22 protein-coding genes are annotated in these 24,016 nt (G+C 38.6%); 15 read left to right on the top strand and 7 right to left on the bottom strand.

Features of this window, described 5'->3' with window-relative positions; genetic code table 11:
* Positions 1 to 147: 147 nt before the first annotated feature.
* A complete protein-coding gene (locus QRD02_RS04580) occupies positions 148 to 861 on the top strand; it encodes an NRDE family protein (RefSeq protein ID WP_290253734.1) in 714 nt (237 codons plus the stop codon).
* A gap of 53 nt (positions 862 to 914) precedes the next feature.
* Here QRD02_RS04580 and apaG read toward each other — a convergent pair whose 3' ends face one another.
* The 4 genes from apaG to QRD02_RS04560 all read right to left on the bottom strand — a co-directional run bounded on the left by apaG (position 915) and on the right by QRD02_RS04560 (position 2,853).
* Positions 915 to 1,301 (bottom strand): Co2+/Mg2+ efflux facilitator ApaG/CorD, encoded by a 387-nt coding sequence (gene apaG, locus QRD02_RS04575; RefSeq protein ID WP_290253733.1) that lies wholly within the window; start codon positions 1,299 to 1,301, stop codon positions 915 to 917.
* 1 nt (position 1,302) lies between these two features.
* On the bottom strand, positions 1,303 to 1,578 hold the full coding sequence (locus QRD02_RS04570) for a hypothetical protein (RefSeq protein ID WP_290253732.1): 276 nt from the start codon (positions 1,576 to 1,578) through the stop codon (positions 1,303 to 1,305).
* Between the two features lie 446 nt (positions 1,579 to 2,024).
* Positions 2,025 to 2,150 (bottom strand): hypothetical protein, encoded by a 126-nt coding sequence (locus QRD02_RS04565; protein WP_290253731.1) that lies wholly within the window; start codon positions 2,148 to 2,150, stop codon positions 2,025 to 2,027.
* Positions 2,151 to 2,379: 229 nt separating this feature from the next.
* Positions 2,380 to 2,853 carry a hypothetical protein gene (locus tag QRD02_RS04560; RefSeq protein ID WP_290253730.1) on the bottom strand — a complete coding sequence of 158 codons (474 nt, stop codon included), beginning with the start codon at positions 2,851 to 2,853 and terminating at the stop codon, positions 2,380 to 2,382.
* A gap of 201 nt (positions 2,854 to 3,054) precedes the next feature.
* Here QRD02_RS04560 and ychF point away from each other — a divergent pair, with 201 nt between their 5' ends.
* Positions 3,055 to 4,149, top strand: coding sequence for a redox-regulated ATPase YchF (gene ychF / locus QRD02_RS04555; protein WP_290253729.1), 1,095 nt, complete (start codon positions 3,055 to 3,057; stop codon positions 4,147 to 4,149).
* A gap of 99 nt (positions 4,150 to 4,248) precedes the next feature.
* On the opposite strand, the gene QRD02_RS04550 is transcribed toward ychF, so the two are convergent.
* Together QRD02_RS04550 and QRD02_RS04545 are read right to left on the bottom strand one after the other, a co-directional pair.
* Positions 4,249 to 4,542 carry a chaperone modulator CbpM gene (locus tag QRD02_RS04550; RefSeq protein WP_290253728.1) on the bottom strand — a complete coding sequence of 98 codons (294 nt, stop codon included), beginning with the start codon at positions 4,540 to 4,542 and terminating at the stop codon, positions 4,249 to 4,251.
* Positions 4,539 to 5,459 (bottom strand): DnaJ C-terminal domain-containing protein, encoded by a 921-nt coding sequence (locus tag QRD02_RS04545; protein ID WP_290253727.1) that lies wholly within the window; start codon positions 5,457 to 5,459, stop codon positions 4,539 to 4,541. The genes QRD02_RS04550 and QRD02_RS04545 overlap by 4 nt, the downstream gene beginning before the upstream one ends.
* 154 nt (positions 5,460 to 5,613) lie before the next feature.
* Here QRD02_RS04545 and QRD02_RS04540 point away from each other — a divergent pair, with 154 nt between their 5' ends.
* The 4 genes from QRD02_RS04540 (at position 5,614) to QRD02_RS04525 (ending at position 11,053) form a co-directional block, all read left to right on the top strand.
* On the top strand, positions 5,614 to 5,886 hold the full coding sequence (locus QRD02_RS04540; RefSeq protein ID WP_290253726.1) for a hypothetical protein: 273 nt from the start codon (positions 5,614 to 5,616) through the stop codon (positions 5,884 to 5,886).
* A gap of 171 nt (positions 5,887 to 6,057) precedes the next feature.
* Positions 6,058 to 7,908, top strand: a complete 1,851-nt coding sequence (locus QRD02_RS04535) for a DNA topoisomerase IV subunit B (protein ID WP_290253725.1) — start codon at positions 6,058 to 6,060, stop codon at positions 7,906 to 7,908.
* A 68-nt stretch (positions 7,909 to 7,976) separates the two neighbouring features.
* Positions 7,977 to 8,333, top strand: coding sequence for a four helix bundle protein (locus tag QRD02_RS04530; protein ID WP_290253724.1), 357 nt, complete (start codon positions 7,977 to 7,979; stop codon positions 8,331 to 8,333).
* A gap of 50 nt (positions 8,334 to 8,383) precedes the next feature.
* The gene (locus tag QRD02_RS04525) at positions 8,384 to 11,053 is read left to right on the top strand and encodes a DNA gyrase/topoisomerase IV subunit A (protein ID WP_290253723.1); all 2,670 of its coding nucleotides are present in this window, start codon (positions 8,384 to 8,386) and stop codon (positions 11,051 to 11,053) included.
* A 25-nt stretch (positions 11,054 to 11,078) separates the two neighbouring features.
* Here the strand turns inward: QRD02_RS04525 and QRD02_RS04520 are convergent, their stop codons facing one another.
* Positions 11,079 to 12,758: a hypothetical protein gene (locus QRD02_RS04520; protein ID WP_290253722.1), complete on the bottom strand. Its 1,680-nt coding sequence runs from the start codon at positions 12,756 to 12,758 to the stop codon at positions 11,079 to 11,081.
* A 310-nt stretch (positions 12,759 to 13,068) separates the two neighbouring features.
* Here QRD02_RS04520 and rpsA point away from each other — a divergent pair, with 310 nt between their 5' ends.
* From rpsA to ppk1, 9 genes are all read left to right on the top strand, one after another.
* Positions 13,069 to 14,919, top strand: coding sequence for a 30S ribosomal protein S1 (rpsA, locus tag QRD02_RS04515; RefSeq protein WP_290253721.1), 1,851 nt, complete (start codon positions 13,069 to 13,071; stop codon positions 14,917 to 14,919).
* 187 nt (positions 14,920 to 15,106) lie between these two features.
* Positions 15,107 to 17,572 carry a zinc-dependent metalloprotease gene (locus QRD02_RS04510; RefSeq protein WP_290253720.1) on the top strand — a complete coding sequence of 822 codons (2,466 nt, stop codon included), beginning with the start codon at positions 15,107 to 15,109 and terminating at the stop codon, positions 17,570 to 17,572.
* Between the two features lie 165 nt (positions 17,573 to 17,737).
* Positions 17,738 to 18,277, top strand: coding sequence for a bifunctional pyr operon transcriptional regulator/uracil phosphoribosyltransferase PyrR (pyrR, locus tag QRD02_RS04505; protein ID WP_290253719.1), 540 nt, complete (start codon positions 17,738 to 17,740; stop codon positions 18,275 to 18,277).
* A gap of 33 nt (positions 18,278 to 18,310) precedes the next feature.
* Positions 18,311 to 19,249 carry an aspartate carbamoyltransferase catalytic subunit gene (locus tag QRD02_RS04500; protein WP_290253718.1) on the top strand — a complete coding sequence of 313 codons (939 nt, stop codon included), beginning with the start codon at positions 18,311 to 18,313 and terminating at the stop codon, positions 19,247 to 19,249.
* Positions 19,239 to 19,574 (top strand): ribonuclease Z, encoded by a 336-nt coding sequence (locus tag QRD02_RS04495; RefSeq protein WP_290253717.1) that lies wholly within the window; start codon positions 19,239 to 19,241, stop codon positions 19,572 to 19,574. Before QRD02_RS04500 ends, QRD02_RS04495 begins: the two co-directional genes overlap by 11 nt.
* A gap of 125 nt (positions 19,575 to 19,699) precedes the next feature.
* Complete coding sequence (locus tag QRD02_RS04490; protein ID WP_290253716.1) at positions 19,700 to 20,605, top strand: ribonuclease Z; 906 nt, start codon at positions 19,700 to 19,702, stop codon at positions 20,603 to 20,605.
* 74 nt (positions 20,606 to 20,679) lie between these two features.
* Positions 20,680 to 21,324: a pyridoxamine 5'-phosphate oxidase gene (pdxH, locus tag QRD02_RS04485; RefSeq protein WP_290253715.1), complete on the top strand. Its 645-nt coding sequence runs from the start codon at positions 20,680 to 20,682 to the stop codon at positions 21,322 to 21,324.
* Between the two features lie 109 nt (positions 21,325 to 21,433).
* Positions 21,434 to 21,919, top strand: a complete 486-nt coding sequence (locus QRD02_RS04480; protein WP_290253714.1) for a SixA phosphatase family protein — start codon at positions 21,434 to 21,436, stop codon at positions 21,917 to 21,919.
* Entirely contained in the window at positions 21,919 to 24,015 is a 2,097-nt protein-coding gene (ppk1, locus tag QRD02_RS04475) for a polyphosphate kinase 1 (RefSeq protein ID WP_290253713.1), read from the top strand. Before QRD02_RS04480 ends, ppk1 begins: the two co-directional genes overlap by 1 nt.
* Position 24,016 lies beyond the last annotated feature (1 nt).

Raw genomic sequence — 24,016 nt, 5'->3', positions numbered from 1 at the left:
AAGTCGCAGTTTTGGGATATTAGGCGTAAAAATGTTTACTTTATTTCCACCTAAAATGACGCTATTCATTAGTTTTACGAATGGAAAATTAAAATGAATTATAATAATTACTTAAGAACTTACTGAACCTTGAACATCCCATTTTAAATGTGCACAATAACCTTCGTTCCAAAATCCAAAAACAATTTTATTTTGACATCCAACCGTGATGAAGCACCCGGACGTGAAACGATTCCACCTAAAATTTATGAAGAGGAAGGAGTACGTTTATTATATCCGAAAGATGTGGTTGCAGGTGGAACCTGGATTGGCCTTAGCGAAAGAAACCGAGTGGTGTGTTTAATGAACGGGGCATTTGTGGCTCACGAGCGCAGGCCATATTACGGAAAGAGTAGGGGGCTGGTGGTGAAGGATCTTTTGAAAACGAATAATGTATATTTACAAATAGAAGATTATGATTTCGATGACATTGAGCCATTCACAGCAATAATTGTGGATTGGAATAGTATAATTCAATTATTAAAATTGGTTTGGGATGGCCAAAAATATCATTTTTCCAAAGAACGTATGGAACCTCAAATATGGTCATCCTCTCCCTTATATCCCGAAATGCTTAAAAAGAAACGCGAGCAGTGGTTTTCTTCCTTTTTATTTGATAAAGTAGATGCTTCTAAGGAAGAAATGCTGCATTTTCATAAAAATGCCGGCGATGGGGACGTTAGCAGTAATCTAATTATGGATAGAGGTTTCATAAAAACCAAAAGCATTACCCAGATTGTCAAAAAAGAAAGAAATCTTGAAATGCGATATGAAGATCTTCAGACGCAGAAAATTGAAACTTCTTCTTTCGTAATGACATAACAACTATTATTGAATAATTATGGAAATTGCAGATGCTCTATGGATGAAGTTGGTCAATTCGTTGAGAATGGAGCGCTTAAATTAAAAAGCGGAATGGAAACTCTAAAGTCGCTAGTAGTAGTAAAATTAACCATATTGAAATAACCTTTCATCGCTCCAAATGGGGAGAAAAGCAAAGCGCTGCTGGTATAGGCATATTTTTTACCTGGTGCTAGAACTGGTTTTTGCCCTATGACACCTTCGCCCTCTATACTTTCTATACCATTGAGGGAGTCCTTAATTATCCAACTCCGGGAAGTTAATTGCACGGTGTCCTTACTTTGATTTTCAATTGTTACCATGTAACTAAACGCATACAACATAACACGATCTTTGTAGTACGTGCCGTCAAATTTAGTTTTAACCGAAATCTTAATACCTTGAGTTACTTGTTGTACCATTTCAATAGATTGCTGCACTTGCGGCTATAAAAATTGTAGCGGCAAAAGTTAATCCTATAATGAACACTGTGTTTAAAAATACAAATTTTATTAAAGTTACCATTCTTCCTTGGCCATAAAAATTTCGCAATGCCTTATAAAAGTAAATTGGACCAATGACAAGAAAGAGGACAGTGAGGAGAATTTCCGTGCCAAAAAGCATATCGGGCAATTTAAAGAGCAGCATGGCCAAAAATATGAAACTGAAAATGTGAAATATAAAAATCATATGTTCCATATAAGTGTATTTCCGCTTTGAATAAATTAGCCAGAAAAATAAGGCAAAGAATGGCGTGAAAAAAAAGAGAAAAAAAGGAACTTTGGATATAATGAAATTGAAAAATGCCGATGGGTTAGCCCTAATTTTTTCAACAGTTGTATTTTTTGAATACATCCACCTATTAAAAGAAGTATTTGGGTGATGCAAACTATCTAAGGCCACAGTTGCATTTTTGATTTTGTATTTTGTGTAGAAATCACTGTAAAGTGTAAACCTTTCTTTGTAACCCTTCGCGAAAGACATAGCTTCTAATTCATCATCTGAAATATATTGGATTTCTTTCTGCGAATTTAGTTTCTTTATTGAATCTGCAAAAGTAATGGCCCCAGAGGTAGTGGTCGCTATATTCCGGCCCAACGAATCCAAGAACGAACTCCGGGCTAAAGTTGTATTGGAATTTAAATTTACTTCGTTATCTTATCCTTTACTTTCACCTTGGTTGTTACGGTTTCCGTTTTTTCGCTTTTATTATCTTGTGCAAAAGAAGTTGTAAAAGCTGCTAATGCAAAAATCATCAATACTTTTTTCATAATGGTTGTTTTTAATTATTTGTTCAATTCCAAAACTAATGAATGACTGTGTTAAAAAAATCCAAAGTGCTGATAATCATTTCCTAAACTTTATATGTTTTCAACTTCTTTTGTTAAATCGAATTTTACCAGATTCTCTTTGTCTTTAATATGAAGTTCATTTATTCTCAAAAAAAATATCCATCGAAGTTATTTCCGACGGATATTTTTTTATACATAATAAAACCGACTATTCCGTTTTTAATTTCGCCATTCCCTTTGGTCTTTTTTCCAAAGCAGCCTTTCTTTCTTCTAACTCTTTCTGCATCTGCGCTTGTTTTGCTTCATATTCCATTTTTTTCTGTGCGGCCAATTCGGCTTGTTTCTTCTTTGAGGCATCAAGTTCCGCTTGCTGAGCCAATCTTCTTTTTTCAATCAATGTCTCATTTTCTGCATCCTTAAATTCATCATTGACAATAATTTTTTGATCAGTATCCTGCCGGGTTACTTCACTAAAATTCCTATCAATTTTATTATTGTTTTCTATGATAAGCCCTCCGGATTCTGTTTCCGTTTTCTTTGTTTCGGTAATTTTGATATCACTGCCTTCCTTAATTACCACGCGTTGGGTTGTGGATTCTTCCTTCACTGATTTGTTTACCTGGGCTTCCATGGTAAAATAACTAAAGCCTATTAATACGAGGCTCATCAATAACTTTCTCATAAGTTGTATATTTAGTATTATGGGTAAACTTAAGGCTATTATCGTTAAACTCTTGTGAATTCATTCCAAAATGTAACCCAATCTTTTTCCCAAAAGCAATTTGAAAGGATATATGAAAATTCTACTTCGAAGATGTATATTTGCACCTTCTTAAACCGAAGCCTACACAGGCGAATGGTTGCTCTTAAAAAATGTAATTAAATGAAAGCAGGAATCGTAGGATTACCAAACGTGGGAAAATCCACTCTTTTTAATTGTTTGTCGAACGCCAAGGCCCAAAGCGCCAATTTTCCATTTTGTACCATCGAACCCAATGTGGGGGTTGTGAATGTTCCCGACAAACGCTTGTTGAAACTGGAAGAATTGGTAAATCCGGAAAGAGTGCTTCCCGCAACTGTTGAAATTGTTGATATCGCAGGTTTAGTGAAAGGTGCCAGCAAAGGCGAAGGATTAGGCAATCAGTTTTTGAGCAACATCCGTGAAACCGACGCCATACTCCACGTTCTTCGATGTTTTGATAATGATAATATTGTTCATGTGGATGGAAGCGTAAATCCAATTCGGGATAAGGAAACTATAGATATTGAGCTTCAATTGAAGGATTTGGAAACGGTGGATAAAAAGCTTGAAAAGGTGAAGCGCGCTGCAAGAACCGGAAATAAAGATGCTCAAAAGGAAGAAGCTGCATTATTAAAAGTGAAATCTGGTCTTGAGGCAGGAATTTCTGTTCGTGCCATTGATTTAACCGATAGTGAGCGTGAAGATTTTATAGTAAACGCCCAATTCATAACCGATAAGCCTGTAATGTACATCTGCAATGTCGATGAGGAATCTGCAGCAACCGGCAACGAGTATGTTGAAAAAGTAAAGGCAGCGGTAGCAAATGAAAACGCGGAGGTATTGGTACTAGCAGTGGGTACAGAAGCTGATATAACCGAACTTGAAACCTATGAAGAGCGCCAAATGTTTTTGGAGGATTTAGGGCTAGATGAGGCGGGGTCGGCAAAATTGATCCGTAGTGCTTATAAATTATTGAATCTTCAAACCTATTTTACGGCAGGGGTAAAGGAAGTTCGTGCTTGGACAATTCCCGTTGGCGCCACTGCACCACAAGCTGCAGGGGTAATCCATACAGATTTTGAAAAAGGCTTTATACGTGCGGAGGTAATAAAATATGAAGATTATGTTACGTACGGCAGTGAAGCGAAAGTAAAGGAAGCTGGTAAAATGGGCGTGGAGGGAAAGGAATATATTGTAAAGGATGGCGATGTGATGCACTTCCGTTTTAATGTTTAAACACTACTTCATACAACCCGAATGGGATTTTCACTTAAATAAAAAAAGCTCCTTTCGGAGTTTTTTTAATTAAGATTCTGCCTTAATGATGTTTGGGGCTTATTCGTATAAACGCAATTTCTTCTGAAGGAGAGTCAGTTCGTTTTCTAGTTTCTGCATGCGCTTCAACATTTGTTTTATGGCATCAAGCCCTTCAAAATTAATTCCCAAATCATGGTGAAGCCGAAACAATCTTTCAATTTCCGAAATATCTTTCTCGTCAATAAAAATATTATTTTGCTTTTCTTCAAAACTAATTAGTCCATATTCCTGAAGTTGCATAATAAAAGTATCTTCAATATGCGAATTTTGGCAATAGTGATTAACCAATATATATTTTTCTCGTGCCATCATTGAAGTTTTGAGAGTTCATTAAATAGTTGTTTCTCCTTTTCCGAAAGGTTTGTGGGTAAACTAATTTTATAGGTAATATACAAATCGCCGTACTGCCCATCCTTTTTATACTTCGGAAGTCCTTTTCCTTTCAATTTTACTTTGGTGTCATTTTGGGTTTCAGCTTTTACGTTCAGTTTTACTTTTCCCGTTAAGGTTTCAACGGTTAATTCACCACCCAAAAGTGCTGTATAAAGTGAAATTTCCTCGGTGGAATAAAGATCGCTTTCCAGTCTCTTAAAACGTGTATTATTGAAAATTTCAAACGTAATTAGTAAATCTCCCTTTGGCCCACCATTCATCCCATCCGCGCCGTAACCTTTTATTTTTATTGTTTGGCCATCCTCAACTCCCGCAGGTATTGTTAGCCTAATTTTCTTTTCGCCAAGGCTAATTGTTTGTTTTTGACTCTCCAACACATCAGTCAAATTCAACCGAAGGGTGGCATTTAAATCTTGCCCTTTAAACTGCGATGTTTGTCGTCCACCACCACCGCGACTGAAACCGCCACCGCCGAACATACTTTCAAAAAAATCTGAAAACTGGCTGTCATCAAAACCCTGTCCGCCGCCGGAATAAGTGCGCTGCCCCCCAAAACCACTATTAAAACCTTGCGAGCCTTGGTTTCGTTTTGCTTCTTCAAAGGCATCTGCGTGTTGCCAATCCTTTCCGTATTGGTCGTATTTTTTGCGCTTTTCTGGGTCGCTTAAAACTTCATTCGCTTCATTGAGTTGCTGAAATTTCTTTTGCGCTTCCTTGTCATTCGGATTTAAATCGGGGTGAAGTTTTCGTGCAAGTTTGCGATATGCCTTTTTAATATCGGCCGCGGTGGCACTTTTTTCCAAACCTAATACTTTGTAGTAATCTATAAAATCCATGAGTCGATCTATTCCTGCTATGAAATTATAAAAAGTATTTTAAACCTTTTTTCATATTAATAATTCTTCACAAAACTTTAGCAGCCTTATAAATTAGGGAGTAAAGATTTCTTTTGCCAGTGCATCATAGTTAGGAGTTTACTCGAGAGGTGAAATGCCTCGTGCGGGAGATGAAATGCCTCGTGCGGGAGTTGCAATGCCCCGTGCGGGAAGTGAAATGCTTCGTGCTGGAAATGAAATGCTTCGTTCGCGAAGTGAAATGCTTCGTGCGGGAAGTGAAATGCTTCGTACGGGAAGTGAAATGCTTCGTGCGGGAAGTGAAATGTTTCGTGCGGGAAGTGAAATGCTTCGTGCGGGAAATGAAATGCTTTGTGCGGGAAGTGAAATGCTTCGTGCGGAAGTTGCAATGGGTAATGATGAAATATAAATTTTGACTGATACAGATGATTTTTCGTAAAAAGCTTGCTAAATGTCCTTTGCAATTCATCAATTGAATAATTACTAACAATCCCCATCATTTTATTGTTAATTACTTTCCGAGGCATTGGTTTCACAAGTGCTCGCGTATTTTTATATTAGCAACCCTACACCAAATCTTATGTCCGAAACCCAATATACCGAAGATAACATTCGCTCCCTCGATTGGAAGGAGCATATCCGTATGCGTCCGGGAATGTACATTGGGAAACTTGGCGACGGATCTTCGCCCGATGATGGTATTTACATTCTTTTGAAGGAAGTAATCGACAACTGTATTGATGAATTTGTTATGGGAACCGGCAAAACTATTGAGGTTCGCATAAAAGACAAAGAAGTGAAAGTGCGCGATTACGGCCGCGGAATTCCGTTGGGAAAAGTTATTGATGTGGTTTCCAAAATGAATACCGGCGGAAAGTATGACAGCCGCGCCTTCAAGAAATCGGTTGGTTTGAATGGCGTGGGAACGAAAGCTGTGAATGCACTTTCGTCATTTTTTAAAGTGGAATCGGTTCGCGATAACCAATTAAAAGCTGCGGAATTTTCGCAAGGCGAACTTACGAATGATGTTGCAATTGAAGAGACCACAAAACGAAAGGGAACCAAAGTAATTTTCATTCCGGACGAAGTTATTTTCAAGAATTTCAAATTCAGAAATGAATATGTAGAGAAAATGCTGAAAAACTACGTCTATCTCAATCCGGGACTGACGATAGATTTCAACGGCGAAAAATTCTATTCTGAAAACGGATTGAAAGATCTTTTGATGGAAACAATTTCCGAAGAAGACAGCGCGTACCCGATAATTCACCTAAAAGGCGATGATATTGAGGTGGCAATGACGCATAGCAAAACGCAGTACAGCGAGGAATATCACAGTTTTGTAAATGGGCAAAACACCACGCAGGGTGGAACGCATTTGGCGGCTTTTCGGGAAGCTTTGGTGAAAACTATTCGTGAATTCTACAATAAAAATTACGAAGCCAGCGATGTGCGGAAGTCCATTGTTTCGGCGATCAGCATAAAAGTGATGGAACCGGTTTTTGAAAGCCAGACAAAAACCAAACTCGGTTCAACCGATATGGGTGGCAATTTGCCGACGGTGCGAACGTTTATAAATGATTTCGTAAAAACACAACTCGATAATTATCTTCATAAAAACCCCGAAGCGGCTGACGGAATTCAGCGTAAAATCGTTCAAGCCGAGCGCGAACGAAAAGAACTCAGCGGAATTCGAAAACTCGCAAAGGACCGAGCAAAAAAGGCAAATCTTCACAATAAAAAATTGCGCGATTGCCGTGTGCATTTGCAGGATATTAAAAACGAACGAAACCTAGAATCTACTTTGTTTATTACCGAGGGAGATTCCGCGAGCGGAAGTATTACCAAAAGTCGCGATGTAAATACGCAAGCCGTTTTTTCACTCCGTGGAAAGCCGTTGAATACCTACGGAATGACCAAAAAAATAGTTTACGAAAACGAGGAATTCAATCTGCTGCAAGCTGCGTTGAATATTGAGGATTCGATGGAAGATTTGCGATACAACAATATTGTAATTGCCACGGATGCCGATGTTGACGGAATGCACATTCGGTTATTGCTCATCACTTTTTTCCTTCAGTTTTTTCCTGAATTGATAAAGGAAGGGCATTTGTATATTTTGCAAACACCACTGTTCCGCGTTCGAAATAAAAAGGAAACCATTTATTGCTATTCCGAACAGGAGCGTATTGACGCCATAGAAAAACTAAAACCAAAACCGGAAATCACCCGCTTTAAAGGTTTGGGTGAAATTTCGCCGGATGAGTTTGTGCATTTTATTGGGAACGACATTCGTTTGGATCCCGTGATGCTTGATAAATCTATGAGTATTGAGGAATTGCTTTCGTTTTATATGGGGAAAAACACGCCGGATAGGCAGGAGTTTATTATTGATAATTTGAAGGTGGAATTGGATAGGGTTGAAGAGTAAATTGGTGATAAATGGAATATGGATGATGGAGAATGGACTATTTGAAAATGTGATAAATAAAAAAATTTATGGCACGGCATAATTTTAGAAAACTTTCTATCTGGACTGATGGGGTGGCGTTTTCAACAGATGTTTATAATCTAACTAAAAAGTTTCCGACCGAAGAAAGATTTAATTTAATAAGTCAATTAAATAGAGCCGCAGTTTCTATTCCTTCAAATATTGCTGAAGGATCTGCAAAATCATCGGATAAACACTTTAAGATTTTTTTGGAAAATAGCTTAGGTTCTGCTTACGAGTGCGAAACACAAATTGAAATTGCAAAAAGGATTGCATATTTGTCTAATGAGGACTATGAGCAGTTATTAAATAAAATACAATCGCTTCAAAAAAGAATAGGAAGTTTTATAGATAAACTAAGTTAGTCCATATTCCATTCTATCCATATTCCATATTCTATACTTGAAATTTTAAAATGAGCGAAGAAAAAGAACATAACGAGGAACCTTTTGAAAACCACACAGACCCTGGTGAAACCATTACCAAAGTCACCGGAATGTACCGCGACTGGTTTTTGGATTATGCCAGCTACGTAATCCTGGAACGCGCCGTGCCCGCAATTGAGGACGGTTTTAAGCCTGTGCAGCGCCGCATTATGCAGTCTATGAAAGATTTGGATGATGGGCGTTACAATAAAGTTGCGAATATTGTCGGCCATACAATGCAATACCATCCACACGGCGACGCCAGTATTGGCGATGCAATGGTGCAGATTGGTCAAAAGGATTTATTGATTGACACCCAAGGAAACTGGGGAAATATTTTGACCGGCGACGGCGCCGCAGCTTCGCGATATATTGAGGCGCGGCTTTCAAAATTTGCTTTGGATGTGGTTTATAATCCGAAAATTACCACGTGGCAAGCTTCGTATGACGGACGTAGAAAGGAGCCAATCAATCTTCCGGTAAAATTTCCGTTGCTTTTAAATCAAGGTGGGGAAGGTATTGCGGTTGGGCTTTCCACCAAAATTCTTCCGCATAATTTTATTGAATTGATAGATGCTTCCATCAAGCATTTGCAGGGCAAAAAGTTTCAAATTTATCCCGATTTCCCAACAGGTGGAATAATGGATGTTGCAAATTATAACGACGGTTTGCGGGGTGGGAAAATACGCAGTCGGGCGCGCATCAACCAACTCGATAAAAACACGCTTGTAATTACCGAAATTCCCTTTGGGACCAATACTTCCTCGCTCATTGATACTATTCTGAAAGCGAACGATAAAGGGAAAATCAAGATTAAAAAAATAGAGGACAATACCGCGGCTGAAGTGGAAATACAAATCCATTTGCCAAGCGGAATTTCCCCCGATAAAACCATTGATGCGCTGTATGCATTTACCGCTTGCGAGACTTCAATTTCGCCTTTGGGTTGTGTGATTGAGGATAACAGACCTTTGTTTGTTGGTGTTTCTGAAATGCTTCGCGTAAGTACCGACCGCACAGTTCAATTGCTGAAAAGTGAACTTGAGATCCAATTGGATGAACTGGAAGAGCAGTGGCATTTTGCTTCGTTGGAGCGCATTTTCATTGAAAATAGAATTTATCGCGATATAGAGGAGGAGGAAACCTGGGAAGGTGTAATTACCGCCATCGATAAAGGTTTGCAGCCGCATATCCAGCATTTGAAACGTGCTATAACGATAGAAGATATTGAACGTTTGACAGAAATTCGAATCAAAAGAATTTCAAAATTCGATATTGATAAAGCCCAGCAAAAAATTGAGGCACTGGAAGATAGTATTGCCCAAGTGAAGCATCACTTGGCAAATTTAATTGAATATGCGATAGATCATTTCAAAAGATTAAAGAAAGATTACGGCGCAGGAAAGGAACGTAAAACCGAAATCAGAACCTTTGATGATATTGAAGCGACGAAGGTTGTAATCAGAAACACAAAACTGTATGTAAACCGTGAAGAAGGTTTTGTGGGAACAAGCCTGAAACGCGACGAATACGTTACCGACTGCAGCGATATTGACGACATTATTGTTTTCACGGAAGATGGAACAATGATGGTAACAAAAGTGGACCAAAAGACTTTTGTGGGAAAAGGAATCATCCACGTTGCCGTCTTCAAAAAGAAGGATAAACGCACCATTTATAATATGATATATAAAGATGGTGCGCGCGGCGCAAATTATGTGAAACGCTTTGCCGTTACGGGCACCACGCGCGATAAGGAATACGATATGACCAATGGAACAAAAGGTTCCAAGGTGCTATATTTTACTGCCAATCCGAATGGCGAGGCTGAAGTTGTAACTATTTTTTTACGGCAAACGGGAAGCATCAAAAAGTTGAAATTCGATTTGGATTTCGCCGATCAAATGGTGAAGGGAAGAAATTCAAAAGGAAATATTGTTTCAAAATATCCTATCAAGAAGATTGAATTAAAAGAGAAAGGTCTGTCAACATTGAAGCCTCGTAAAATATGGTTTGACGATTCCGTGCAACGATTGAATGTTGATGAGCGCGGCGAGCTTTTGGGAGAGTTCAGAAAAGAGGATAGATTGCTTATTGTAAAACAGAGCGGTGTTGTAAAAACTGTAATCCCAGATATCCAACTTCGTTTTGATGACGATATGATTATTCTGGAAAAATGGGATCCAAAAAAACCGTTGAGCGCCATTTATTGGGAAGGGGAAAAGGAGCTTTTTTATGTGAAGCGCTTTTTAATTGAACATCCCGAGCGCGAGGAAACGATTATTACTGAACATCCAAATTCGTATTTGGAAAAAATATTTACCGATTATCGTCCAATGGCCGAAGTGGTTTTCGCCAAAAAAAGAGGGCAGGAGCGTGAGGAAAATATGGAGTTGAATTTAGAGGAATTCATTTCTGTAAAAGGAATAAACGCAATGGGTAATCAACTTACCAAGGAAAAGGTGTTGGAAATAAATACGATGGAGCCTTTACTTTATGATCCACCAACACCCATCGAGCCTGAAGAAATGGATGTTGTGGATGAAGAGGATTTAAAGGAGGAAGTTGAAAATTCTGATGATGGAATTGATAATTCCGAAGATAAAAATGAAGAAGGCGATTCCAAGGTTGATGAAGGTGGGCAGGGGCTTCTGTTTTAATTTGATTAATTATCACGATAGTCGTTTAATGATTTTCATTAACAACCTCGATTTGTCGAGATAAAAGCACATCGTTATTTTCATTCCAAACCTTGACTTGAAAATTACCGATTGGAAGTAGCAATGAAAGCTCTTTGACTTCAGATTTAATAATCTTATTTAATATTGGAATGGCTTGTGATTTGTATTTTTCATATTCACTTAAAATGAAAATTGAAGCATACAACTCCTCTTTTTGAATATTTTTTAATTCACTGAGATCAATTTTAAAATTGGACAATTTGCTGTTTTTAAAAACCATATTTAATGAAGGTTTAAGATTATTGATAAGAAAATAATCTACCCCACTATTTATATTTTTATCTTTTGGAACAAGCCCCGAAGGAAAAAAAACGGTCTCGTTTTCTTCACTGCCGCCTAATTCCACTTGGTCTATCGTTAACGGATCAATATCCGTAATCTCCTTAAAATATTGCGCCATCCGTTTGTTAGCGTTATTTTCCAAAATATGATCAATTCCCGCATATACAAAAACTTTGGCCGAGGGGTCGTTTTCTATGATTTTGCTTAGACTTATTGCTTGGGCTTTTTCTCTGTTGTCTGTTTCAAATTCATCGTAGGCCACAATTGTATAACCCATTTCTAAAGCTTTACGGATGAATAGTCCGAAAAAAGGTTCCCTTGCATAATATCCAGTATTTTTAGTAGGGAATTTTCTATTGTTCAAACCTTCTATAAAATCTTTATTTACGGCTTCAACAGCTAAAAAATTATATCCATTCTCTTTTAAAGGTTTCAAAAGCTCTGTTGCCAATATGCGATTTTTTGGAAGCCAATGCATTTCATTTAGCATAACAACTTTTTCCTCCTTAGCGAGGAATTTTATTTTCTGGATTGTCCCTTCCAAGGTTTTTTCAACATCTGGATTTTCTTGAATTATATCTGAAATTATAGGTTTTAGATGTTCTTCTCTATTTTTCTCGAACTTTGTAATAATTTCAGAATATGTAGGATAACTCGTGTCATTAGCTAACAGAGTGGCGAGATATTGAAACTTCATCCATTCGGATTGTTTGGTATTTGGAATGGGAGCGGTGTCAAATTTATCTATGACGTATAAAATGTTACTTACCCCCATATATGAATTAAAAACATCGGAATACGTCAAATCATCTTTTACCGAGATTTCAAACTTCACGTTTTCAATAATTTGTTGAGCATCCTCAATAACGGAACTTTTCGCATTCCGTGGAATTAGATAAATTGAAACCGATTTTCCATTTACTGATTTCCTAAATAATACATTTTGGGTAATGGAATCGTGAAAAATTGGTCCTATTATTTCATCCGAAGTTGAAGAATTTTGCCCAGAGTGAACTTCATCGTAAAAGAACATCAAGTCATAAAACGGCTCTATAAAAGTAGTGGCGGTAAACAATAAATTTCGGTATTTCAGATTTTCAGCTTTTTTGAAACTACGGAAGGTTTTTCTGTCGGGCTGGCCAAATTTCATATCGCCAAAAAGTTTGGCGCTTATATTTAAAGAATCATTGTAGAATTTGCTGCCACTGAAGTAATTATATTTGTAGTAATTGTTTCCCGTGGAGCACGAAAACAAAGCAAGCACAAATAAGAGAAGAAAGATTTTAGAAATAATGATTGTTCTTCGTGGACGAATTTGGCTGTAATATATGTTCTTTATCATTTTCAAATATATCCAATAAAAATTCCTTTTTTAATATTGAAATATAATATGAATTTATTTTGTCATTCTTGAGGTATAAAAAATTGAATTCAAAAATATTTAAGCCACCAAACCTTTTGATTTTCAAAAGAAAAAACCTATTTTTGCGCCCCTCTTAGCGACGAGGCAAGAATAAGAGGAATTGAAAAAAACAAAAACAAACCCTTCTGTGGGATAGTCGCAGTAAAATCTTGTAACAGCGCAGAATACAAAGCATTGATTTTTACATTTCCGCAAAGGCAGAAATCTCAAAAATCAATTTTACACACAAATGGCTGATAAAGCAAACAAAGAAGAAGTGCAGGTAGAAGATACTGCAACTCAAAACGGGGAAGCTACAAAACCCCAAAAGGAAGTTTCCTTAAAGGAAAGCAACCCTGAAAAATTTCTTGCAGATTTTAACTGGCACAACTACGAGGAAGGCATTGACCCAATCGATGATGGCAAGTTGGAAGAGTTTGAAAAATTGGTAAAGGAAAATTTCGTTGACACACTTGATGATGAAGTTGTTGAAGGAAAAGTGGTTCACATTACTGACCGCGACGCAATTATAGACATCAACGCGAAAAGCGAGGGTGTTGTTTCGTTGAACGAATTCCGTTACAATCCAGATTTAAAAGTTGGTGACAAAGTAGAAGTATTGATCGACGTTCGTGAGGACAGCACCGGCCAATTAATTCTTAGCCACCGTAAAGCTAGAACCATTAAGGCTTGGGACCGCGTAAATGCTGCCCACGACGAAGCTACAATCGTAAACGGTTACGTAAAATGCCGCACAAAAGGTGGTATGATCGTGGATGTTTTCGGTATTGAGGCTTTCTTGCCAGGTTCTCAAATTGATGTTAAACCAATCCGTGATTATGACGTTTACGTTGGTAAAACAATGGAGTTCAAAGTGGTTAAAATCAACCACGAATTCAAAAACGTTGTTGTTTCGCACAAAGCGCTTATTGAAGCGGATATTGAAGAGCAGAAAAAAGAAATCATCGGCCAACTTGAAAAAGGACAGGTACTTGAAGGTGTTGTTAAAAATATTACTTCATACGGTGTTTTCGTTGATCTTGGTGGTGTTGATGGACTTGTTCACATTACGGATCTTTCTTGGTCACGTATCAACCACCCGAATGAGATCGTTGAACTTGACCAAAAATTGAATGTTGTAATTCTTGATTTCGATGAAGATAAAACACGTATTCAATTAGGTCTCAAGCAATTAAACCCACACCCATGGGAAGCTCTTGGAGATGAGTTGAAAGTTGGCGATAAAGTGAAAGGTAAAGTAGTTGTTATTGCAGACTACGGCGCGTTTATCGAGGTTGCTGAAGGTGTTGAAGGTCTTATCCACGTTAGCGAAATGTCTTGGAGCACACACTTGCGTAGCGCACAGGATTTCGTAAATGTTGGTGATGAGGTTGAAGCGGTAATCCTTACTATGGATAAGGAAGAGCGCAAAATGAGCCTTGGTATCAAACAAATGACGCCAGATCCATGGACTGATATCACTAAAAAATATCCGGTTGGTTCACGCCACACAGGAATTGTTCGCAACTTCACCAATTTCGGTGTTTTTGTTGAACTTGAAGAAGGTATCGACGGTCTTATCTATATTAGCGACCTTTCTTGGACCAAGAAAATCAAGCATCCAAGCGAGTTTACCAATATTGGTGATAAGCTAGAAGTGGTTGTATTGGAATTGGATGTTGAAGGCCGTAAACTTAGTTTGGGTCACAAACAAACCGAAGAAAATCCTTGGGATAAATACGAAGGCGATTTCGCAGTTGGAACCAAGCACACTGGCTCTATTGATGAGGTAGTGGACAAAGGTGCAACCGTAAAATTCAATGATGATATCGTAGCTTTCGTACCGAGCCGTCACCTTGAAAAGGAAGATGGTTCTATGTTGAAAAAAGGTGATGAGGCAGAATTCCAAATTATTGAGTTCAACAAAGAATTCAAGAAAGTGGTTGCTTCACATATGAGTATTCACAAAGAAGAAGAAGCGAAAATTGTAAAAGCTGCTGCTAAAAAGCAAGCGCAGGATGCAGAAGAAGCAAAACCAACATTAGGTGATGCCAATGCAAAATTGCAAGAGCTTAAAGACAGAATGGACGGTAAAAAATAAGCCGAATTCCCGCGAAAGCAGGATTATCATCCATTAATAATAAAAGAACCTTCCGTTAACGGAAGGTTTTTTTTTGTTTTAAACCTTTCATCCGAAATAAAAAAACTTCAAATTATAGAAAAGTTCTTTCAATGAAATTAAAATTGACTAAATTCAAAATCTTTTTTAAATAGAAATTTATTTATAGATGAAAATAAGAATTCTTGCTCCCGCGCTGCTACTATTGGCAATTTCCTGCGCTACTCCAAAAAAAATATCCAACGGTAAATCTGAAGCTACAGAGAAAGGTTCAGAAAAAGATAAGGATAAGGTGTCCATAAAACCTTACGATAAAGTTATTACCAAAGAAGCCAAGACCGACGATGGTCTTTTTAAAGTACATACCATAAAGGATGATTATTTTTACGAAATACCAGATTCTCTTTTCGGAAGGGAAATGCTTATGGTTACGCGCATCGCAAAAACCGCCACCAATATTGGTTTCGGGGGCGGAAAAACCAATACACAGGTTTTAAGATGGGAAAAAAAGCCAACCAAAGTTTTGCTTCGCGTGGTTTCGCATCAAATTTTTGCGGCAGATTCGCTTCCTATTTATGAAGCGGTCGTAAATTCAAACTTTGAGCCTGTTCTTTTTTCTTTTGATATTCGAGCCTTTGGAAAAGACAGCACATCCACGGTAATTGAAGTAAACAAACTTTTTGATACGGATGTAAAACCGTTGGGACTGCCCAATCATTATCGCGAGGAATACAAAGTAACCGCCTTGGAAAAGGAACGAACGTATATTGAAAGTATAAAATCATACCCTCTAAATATTGAGTCGCGGCATGTTAAAACCTATGCTGCCAAAGAACCGCCCAGTAATTCTGCCTTGGGTTCTATTTCCGTGGAAATGAACAATTCAATGGTTTTGCTTCCAAAAGTTCCCATGAAACGTCGCTATTTTGATGAACGAGTAGGCTGGTTTGCCCGCGGACAAACGGATTACGGTTTAGACAAACAAGAAAGCAAAACCGTGAAATATTTGGATAGATGGCGTTTGGAAGTTCGTGACGAAGATAAAGCCGCGTTTATGAAAGGCGAATTAGTAGTTCCAAAAAAACAGATCGTGTATTACATTGATCGTGCAACGCCGGTGAAATGGAGGAAATACATAAAACAAGGAATCGAGGACTGGCAAGTTGCTTTTGAAGCTGCTGGGTTTAAGGATGCAATTATAGCAAAGGATCCGCCAACTGTTGAGGAGGACCCCGATTGGTCACCTGAGGATGTGCGTTATTCCGTAGTGCGCTATTTGGCATCGCCAATTCCCAATGCAAATGGGCCGCACGTTAGCGATCCGCGAAGTGGGGAGATTTTGGAAAGCGATATCAATTGGTACCACAACGTAATGACCTTATTACGAAACTGGTATTTCGTGCAAACCGCAGCCATAAATCCCGAAGCTAGGGGCGTAGCTTTTAAGGATGAAATTATGGGAAGATTGATTCGGTTCGTTTCCGCGCATGAAGTAGGTCATACACTCGGCCTTCCGCATAATATGGGCAGCAGCGTGGCTTATCCTGTAGATTCTTTGCGCTCTGTAGATTTCACAAAAAAGTACGGAACAGCGCCTTCCATTATGGATTATGCGCGTTTCAATTACATAGCACAGCCCGGCGATGGAGATGTGGCTTTAATGCCGAATATTGGAACTTACGATAAATATGCAATCAATTGGGGCTACAGGCCTTTGCCAAATCTTTCCGCCGAAGAAGAAAAGAAAATTTTGGACTCGTGGATTCTTCAGCACGCCGGCGATCCTTTGTACCGTTTCGGAAGCCAGCAACCCAATAATAGCGTAATCGATCCGAGCAGCCAAACGGAAGATTTGGGTGATGATGCCGTAAAAGCAAGTATGTACGGTATTTCAAATTTGAAACTTGTAATTCCTAATTTAATAGAATACACCCGTGAAGACGGTAAGGATTACGAAGACCTTTCAAAAATGTACGATCAAATTGTTGGCCAATTCAATAGATATATGGGCCACGTTACGGCAAACATTGGTGGCGTGTACCAATATTACAAAACTTATGATCAAGAGGGCGCCGTTTACACTCATGTGCCAAAAGCCAAGCAGGAGGAAAGCATGGCATTTTTACAGGAACAGCTTTTCAATACGCCGCAATGGTTGGTGGATGCGAATATTTTCAACAAAATTCAATTTGATGGGGCCGTTGAAAACATTCGTGCATTGCAGGCTAAAACTCTGAAGAATATTCTCGATTTCGGAAGAATGGCGCGCATTATTGAAAATGAAAGCATCAATGGAAAGGAAAGTTATAGCCTTCTGGAAATGATGGAAGACTTACGAAATGGCATATTTAGCGAACTTAATACCGGAAATGCTATCGATACTTACAGAAGAAACCTTCAACGCGCATATGTGGATAGGCTGCAATATTTGATGACGAAGGAGCAGGAAGGTAAAAATAGAACTAAAGTTGACGTAAACCAAAGTGATATCCGTTCGGTAGCCAGGGCAGAACTTAAAACATTGGACAACGACATTCGTAGTGCATTAAATAAAACAAGCGATAAAATGAGCAAAATCCACCTCATGGATTTACGAGAGCGCATTGATATTATTTTAAATCCGTACGCGAAATAAATTCATATTTTTAGGAAATATCAAGCCTGTCCGCCATAAAATGGACAGGCTTTTATCCTATAAATTTTGAATTACTTATCGTCTTCAAACATTTTATATTAGTAAATAAAAAAGCTTATTTTTGCATACTGTTCCGATACTTGTCGGAAAAAATTCAGAAATTCTATGAGCCAAAAAGTGTTACTGAACGCAACCGAAATAAACATTGCGCTTAACCGTTTGGCTTGCCAATTGATTGAAAAACACGACGATTTTTCCAAAACCGTACTTATCGGAATACAGCCACGGGGCATTTTTTTGGCCGAAAGACTGAAAACCCTGCTTGAGGATGAATATAAAATCAAGAATATCAAGCTTGGGTATTTGGACATTACTTTTTACCGGGACGATTTCCGAAGAGGGGAAAAGCCGTTGGAAGCCAATAAAACCAATATAAATTTTATAGTTGAGGATAAAAACGTGGTTTTTATTGACGATGTGCTGTTCACAGGAAGAAGCATCCGGTCTGCATTGACTGCGGTGCAGTCCTTCGGAAGGCCGTTGGAAATTGAATTGCTAACATTGATAGACCGCCGTTTCAGCCGGCATTTACCAATCCAGCCCGATTATCGCGGAAGACAGGTAGATGCCATAAACGGTGAAAAAGTAAAGGTTTGTTGGAAGGAAAATGATGGCGAAGATGCTGTTTATTTGGTAAAAAGTTAAAAGTAAAAAGCTAAAAGTTCAAAGAAATATAAAATGAGCGAACTAAGTGTAAACCACTTACTGGGAATAAAATACATTACCGAAGCCGATATCAATCTCATCTTCGAAACGGCAGATCATTTTAAGGAAGTTATCAACCGACCCATCAAAAAAGTTCCCTCGCTTCGCGATATTACCATCGCCAATCTTTTCTTTGAAAACAGCACCCGAACCAAACTTTCGTTTGAGCTTGCTGAAAAAAGACTTTCCGCAGATGTTATAAATTTTGCATCCTCCAGTTCTTCGGTAACAAAGGGCGAAACGCTGATTGATACCGTAAATAATATTCTATCGATGAAAGTGGATATGGTGGTAATGCGCCACCCAAATCCGGGTGCAGGCGTATTCCTTTCCAAACACGTAAGCGCTAGTATTATTAATGCCGGTGATGGCGCTCACGAACACCCCACACAAGCATTGCTCGACGCCTATTCCATTCGTGAAAAGTTGGGTGACGTTTCAGGAAAAAAGATTGTAATTGTGGGTGATATTCTTCATTCAAGAGTGGCATTATCAAATATTTTTGCACTTCAAAAACTTGGAGCGTCGGTTAAGGTTTGCGGCCCTAAAACTCTTATTCCTAAATATATAGAAAGTTTGAATGTAGGGGTTGAAACGAACCTTCGAAAAGCGTTGGAATGGTGCGATGTAGCAAATATGCTTCGCGTGCAAAATGAACGGATGGACATCAGTTATTTTCCCACTACTCGAGAATATACCCAACAATTTGGACTGTCCAAACAACTGCTCGATTCATTGAAAAAGGAAATTGTGATTATGCACCCCGGACCCATAAATCGCGGAGTGGAAATAACAAGCGATGTGGCCGATAGCAAACAATCCATTATTTTAGAACAAGTGCAAAACGGAGTAGCCATTCGGATGGCGGTAATATATTTATTGGCTTCAAAAATAAAACATCATGAAGATTAGTAACTACCCAAATTATGTGATCCTCGAGGATGAAAAGAATAACATTATTGATTTTGCATCCTTTATTGAAAACCAAGTGCCTTCAAAATACAAAGATCAAAATGTGGTTTTAAATTTGTTGAAATACGATTCATTGGACCTGCCGCAGTTGTTGTTATTTTTGAAGACTTCAAATGTTCATCGCAAAACGAAACAATCCTTTGTAATTGTTAACGATGCGTTGGAGGTGGACGACATCCCGGTTGAAATGACTGTGGTTCCAACACTTCAGGAAGCCGAGGATATAATTGAAATGGAAGAGATTGAAAGAGATCTGGGGTTTTAGATGTACGACTTTGGATTCTCAATTCCAAATTCCAAATTTCCAATCTTCAATTCTAAATTCGAAATCGTAAAAAGTAAATCGTCTATCGAAAATCGAAAATTATACTCCATAATTCGTAATTCGCCATGAAATTAACTATTCTGGGATGCCATTCCGCCACACCTACCGCCTCAGCCCACCCCACGGCGCAGGTATTGGAAATGAAAGGGCACCTTTTTTTAATTGATTGCGGTGAGGGAACGCAAATGCAATTGCGAAAATGCAGCGTAAAGTTCTCTAGAATTAGGCATATCTTCATTTCACATTTGCACGGCGACCACTTTTACGGTTTGGTGGGGCTTATTTCAACGTTTTTACTTTTGGGGAGGAAGGCCGAACTCCACGTTTACGGGCCCAAAGGAATAAAGGAAGCTATTTTGCTCCTTTTAAAACTGGGAAAAGCCTATACAAATTATCCGCTTTATTTCCATGAATTGGAGGCATCAGTTCCCGAAGTCATTTTTGAGGACGGAAAGGTTTCGGTTGAAACAATCCCCCTTGACCACAGGGTTTACACCAACGGATTTCTCTTTCGGGAGAAGCCTGATGATCGCAAATTAAATGTGGAAACCGCACGATCGCTCGATATCGATTTAAGTTATTACAATAAAATAAAGAAGGGATTTGATGTAGAAAATAGGGCGGGAAAGCTTATTCCCAACCATCTAATTACTTTTGATCCGCCACCCCCAAAATCATATGCATATTGCAGTGATACGGCTTTCCATCCAGAAATGGTTCCGCAAATTGAGAACGTTACGGTGCTATATCACGAAGCTACTTTTTTGGAAGCCCATCAACATCTTTGCGAAAAAACCAAGCACAGCACGGCAAAGGAAGCCGGCACCATCGCAAAAATGGCAAATGTTGACACTTTAATTCTTGGTCACTATTCCGGGCGTTACGGCAATTTGGAACTTTTCAGAAAAGAGGCCAAGGAAGCTTTTGAAAATGTAGAATTGGCGGAGGATGAAAAGCATTTCCATTTCTAAAATTTAATACATTATTAATATCGCCCTATTTCAAAGCTTCCGCAAAACCGTTAACTTGCGAATAAAATACAATTATGGCCGAGGAGCTTCACCATTACCGCAAATCATACGAAAAGCACGAACTTTCCGAAACAACGGTAGATGCAAATCCCATGCAACAATTTCGGAAATGGTTTTTTGAAGTAGTTGAAAACGGCGGGATCGATGAGGTAAATGCAATGACGTTAACAACCATCGGCACGGATGGATTCCCCAAAGGAAGGGTAGTGCTTCTTAAAAAATATGATGAATACGGTTTTTATTTTTACACCAATTATAACAGCGAAAAAGGCAAAGCGATTGCCAAAAATAAAAAAGTCGCGCTTTCCTTTTTTTGGCCGAACATTGAGCGACAAGTGATAATTAAAGGTATTGCCGAAAAAACATCGGAAACAGATTCAACTAATTATTTTCATTCCCGGCCCAAGGGAAGTCAACTGGGAGCTATAGTTTCGCAGCAAAGCTCTATTTTAAGATCGCGCGAAATTTTGGAACAGACCCTTACCGAACTGGAAAAAAAGTATGGCGAACAGGAAATTCCAAAACCGGCGGAATGGGGCGGTTTTTTAATAAAACCTATTTCCATTGAATTTTGGCAGGGTAGGCCAAATAGGTTGCACGACAGAATTCGGTATACTTTGAAGGACAGCGATTGGATTATTGAAAGATTGGCGCCATAATATAAAATTCAAAATAGAAAATGTTCAAATCCAAATATAAAATACCAAATCCCAACATTTTCCCGCTCTGAAAAAATGAAAGCTCAAACCTGAAACTTGATACAATTTTATGAAAACACTTTACTTAGTCCGTCATGCCAAATCTTCGTGGGAAACTAATGTTGATGACCATAAGCGATCCTTAAAGCAACGAGGATTGAATGATGGAATATTGGTTTCAAAAAAGGTTGCGGACGAAATTGAGCCGCCTCAAAAAATAATAAGTAGTGATGCCACTCGGGCATTTTCAACCGCACAATTTTTTAAGGAAGCCTTAAACATACCAGAATCAGACATGGAAACAAATCACGAGTTGTATGATTTTAGTGGGCAAAACGTGATGCGCATCATAAAATCCTTGAGTGATAATTTGAACAGCGTAATGATAGTGGGTCACAACCATGCATTGACCTCCATTGTAAATATGTTGGGAAACCGATTTATTGACAATGTGCCCACATGTGGTTTTGTGATGCTTCAATTCAACGACAAAAAATGGAGCAACATAACCACAGGTGTAACCGTAAAAACAATTTTCCCGCGGGATCTTAAATAATGACTGAAAGAGTTGACACAAATAAAAACGTTCGCAATCTATACAACAATAGGGAGTTAAGCTGGCTTCAGTTTAACGCGAGGGTTTTGCAGGAAGCGAACGATGAAAAAATTCCACTTTTGGAAAGACTCCGTTTTTTAGGAATTTTCTCAAACAATCTCGATGAATTTTTTAAAGTTCGTTATGCAACCATTCGTCGCATTGTCGAGGCCGGGCGAACCGGGCGTAGTTTTTTGGGAGGTATTTCCGCCAAAGATCTTTTAGAGGAAATAACCCATACCGTAATTGATCAACAGGCGCACAGTCTAAAAATATTGAGTAATATTCAAAATGAACTTCAAAAGGAAAATATCTTCATTATAAATGAAACGGAGATCAACCCTGCACAAAGCAAATTTATTTCAGAATATTTTGTAAGGCAGGTAAGCCCAGCCATGATGACCATTATGATTGGAGAATTAGATGAATTTCCGAGTTTACGCGATAGTGCGGCATATTTGGCAGTAACAATGGTGATGAGCAAAGAGGACGATACCTTTGAAGCAAAACATAATTATGCGCTCATTGAAATCCCACGAACCATTAACCGGTTTGTGGTTTTGCCCAAGGAAGGGGAAAAACAATATGTTATCATCTTGGACGATCTGATTCGCCATTGTTTGCACAATATTTTCAGCATTTTTAAGTATGAAACCATTTCGGCCCACATGATTAAAATAACCCGTGATGCCGAGTTGGATATTGATAGTGACCTGAGCAAAAGTTTTATCGATAAAATTTCCAAAAGCGTGAGGGACAGAAGCACGGGCGACCCAGTTCGTTTCGTGTATGACGCGAGTATCGATAAAAGAACACTGCAGTTTTTGTTGGAGAAAATGGGAATAGATAAAACCGACAGTATTATTCCAGGTGGCCGCTACCACAACCGTCGCGATTATATGAACTTTCCGCGTCTCGGAAGGTCAGATCTTCAGTATGAGCCCAAGGAACCGTTGCCAATTCCCGGATTGAGTTTACAGGGAAGTCTTTTCGACAAAATTCTGGAGAAGGATTATCTGCTCCACACGCCCTACCAAACCTTTATGTATGTAGTAAAGTTTTTACGGGAGGCAGCTTTGGACCCAAAGGTAAAATCTATAAAAATTACAATTTATAGGCTCGCCGAAGTTTCTCACATTGCCAGTTCCTTAATAAATGCGAAGAAAAACGGAAAGGATGTAACCGTACAAATTGAACTACAGGCCCGTTTTGATGAAGAAGCAAACATTGAATATGCCGAGTTATTACAAAGTGAGGATATCCGCTTAATTTTTGGCGTGAAGGGATTGAAAGTGCATACTAAGGTTTGCGTTGTTGAAAGGCTCGAAAACCAAAAAATTGTACGCTATGGCATTATAAGCACCGGAAATTTCAATGAGTCAACAGCACGTTTATACACGGATTATACCCTTTTTACGGCAGACCAAAGCATCTGTAAGGAAATAAATAGAATTTTTGAATTTTTTGAAGTGAACTATCGAGTGCGAAAATACAAGCATTTGATCGTATCCCCACATTACACGCGCTCCGCGCTCTGCCATTTGATAGACGTTGAAATCCGAAATAAGAAAGCAGGTCGGCCAAGCGGTATAAAGCTGAAACTCAATAGCCTTTCAGATTATAAAATGATCGATAAACTATATGAGGCAAGCAGGGCAGGGGTGAAAATAAAAATGATTGTGCGCGGAATATGTTGTTTGATTCCCGGCGTAAAGGGAATGAGCGAAAATATTGAAGCCATCAGTATTGTTGGGAAGTTTTTGGAACATCCGCGGCTCTTCATCTTCGAAAATGGAGGCGAGACCAAGGTTTATATTTCCTCCGCCGATTTTATGGGAAGAAACCTCGATAATAGAGTTGAAATTTCCTGTCCCATTTATGACAAAGACATTAAAAAAGAAATTCTCGAAAATTTCGAAATAGGTTGGAGCGATAACGTAAAGGCACGCGTTATAAGCATTAAGAATGATAATGCTTATCTAAAAAACAATAAGCCCCCCATTCGCTCCCAATTTAGAATGTATGATTATTATTTAGAAAAACTTGAAGTTAACTGAT

This window comes from Aequorivita aurantiaca (assembly GCF_030410135.1).
Taxonomy (GTDB): Bacteria; Bacteroidota; Bacteroidia; order Flavobacteriales; family Flavobacteriaceae; genus Aequorivita; species Aequorivita aurantiaca.
This window is presented reverse-complemented; position numbering and strand designations above follow the sequence as displayed.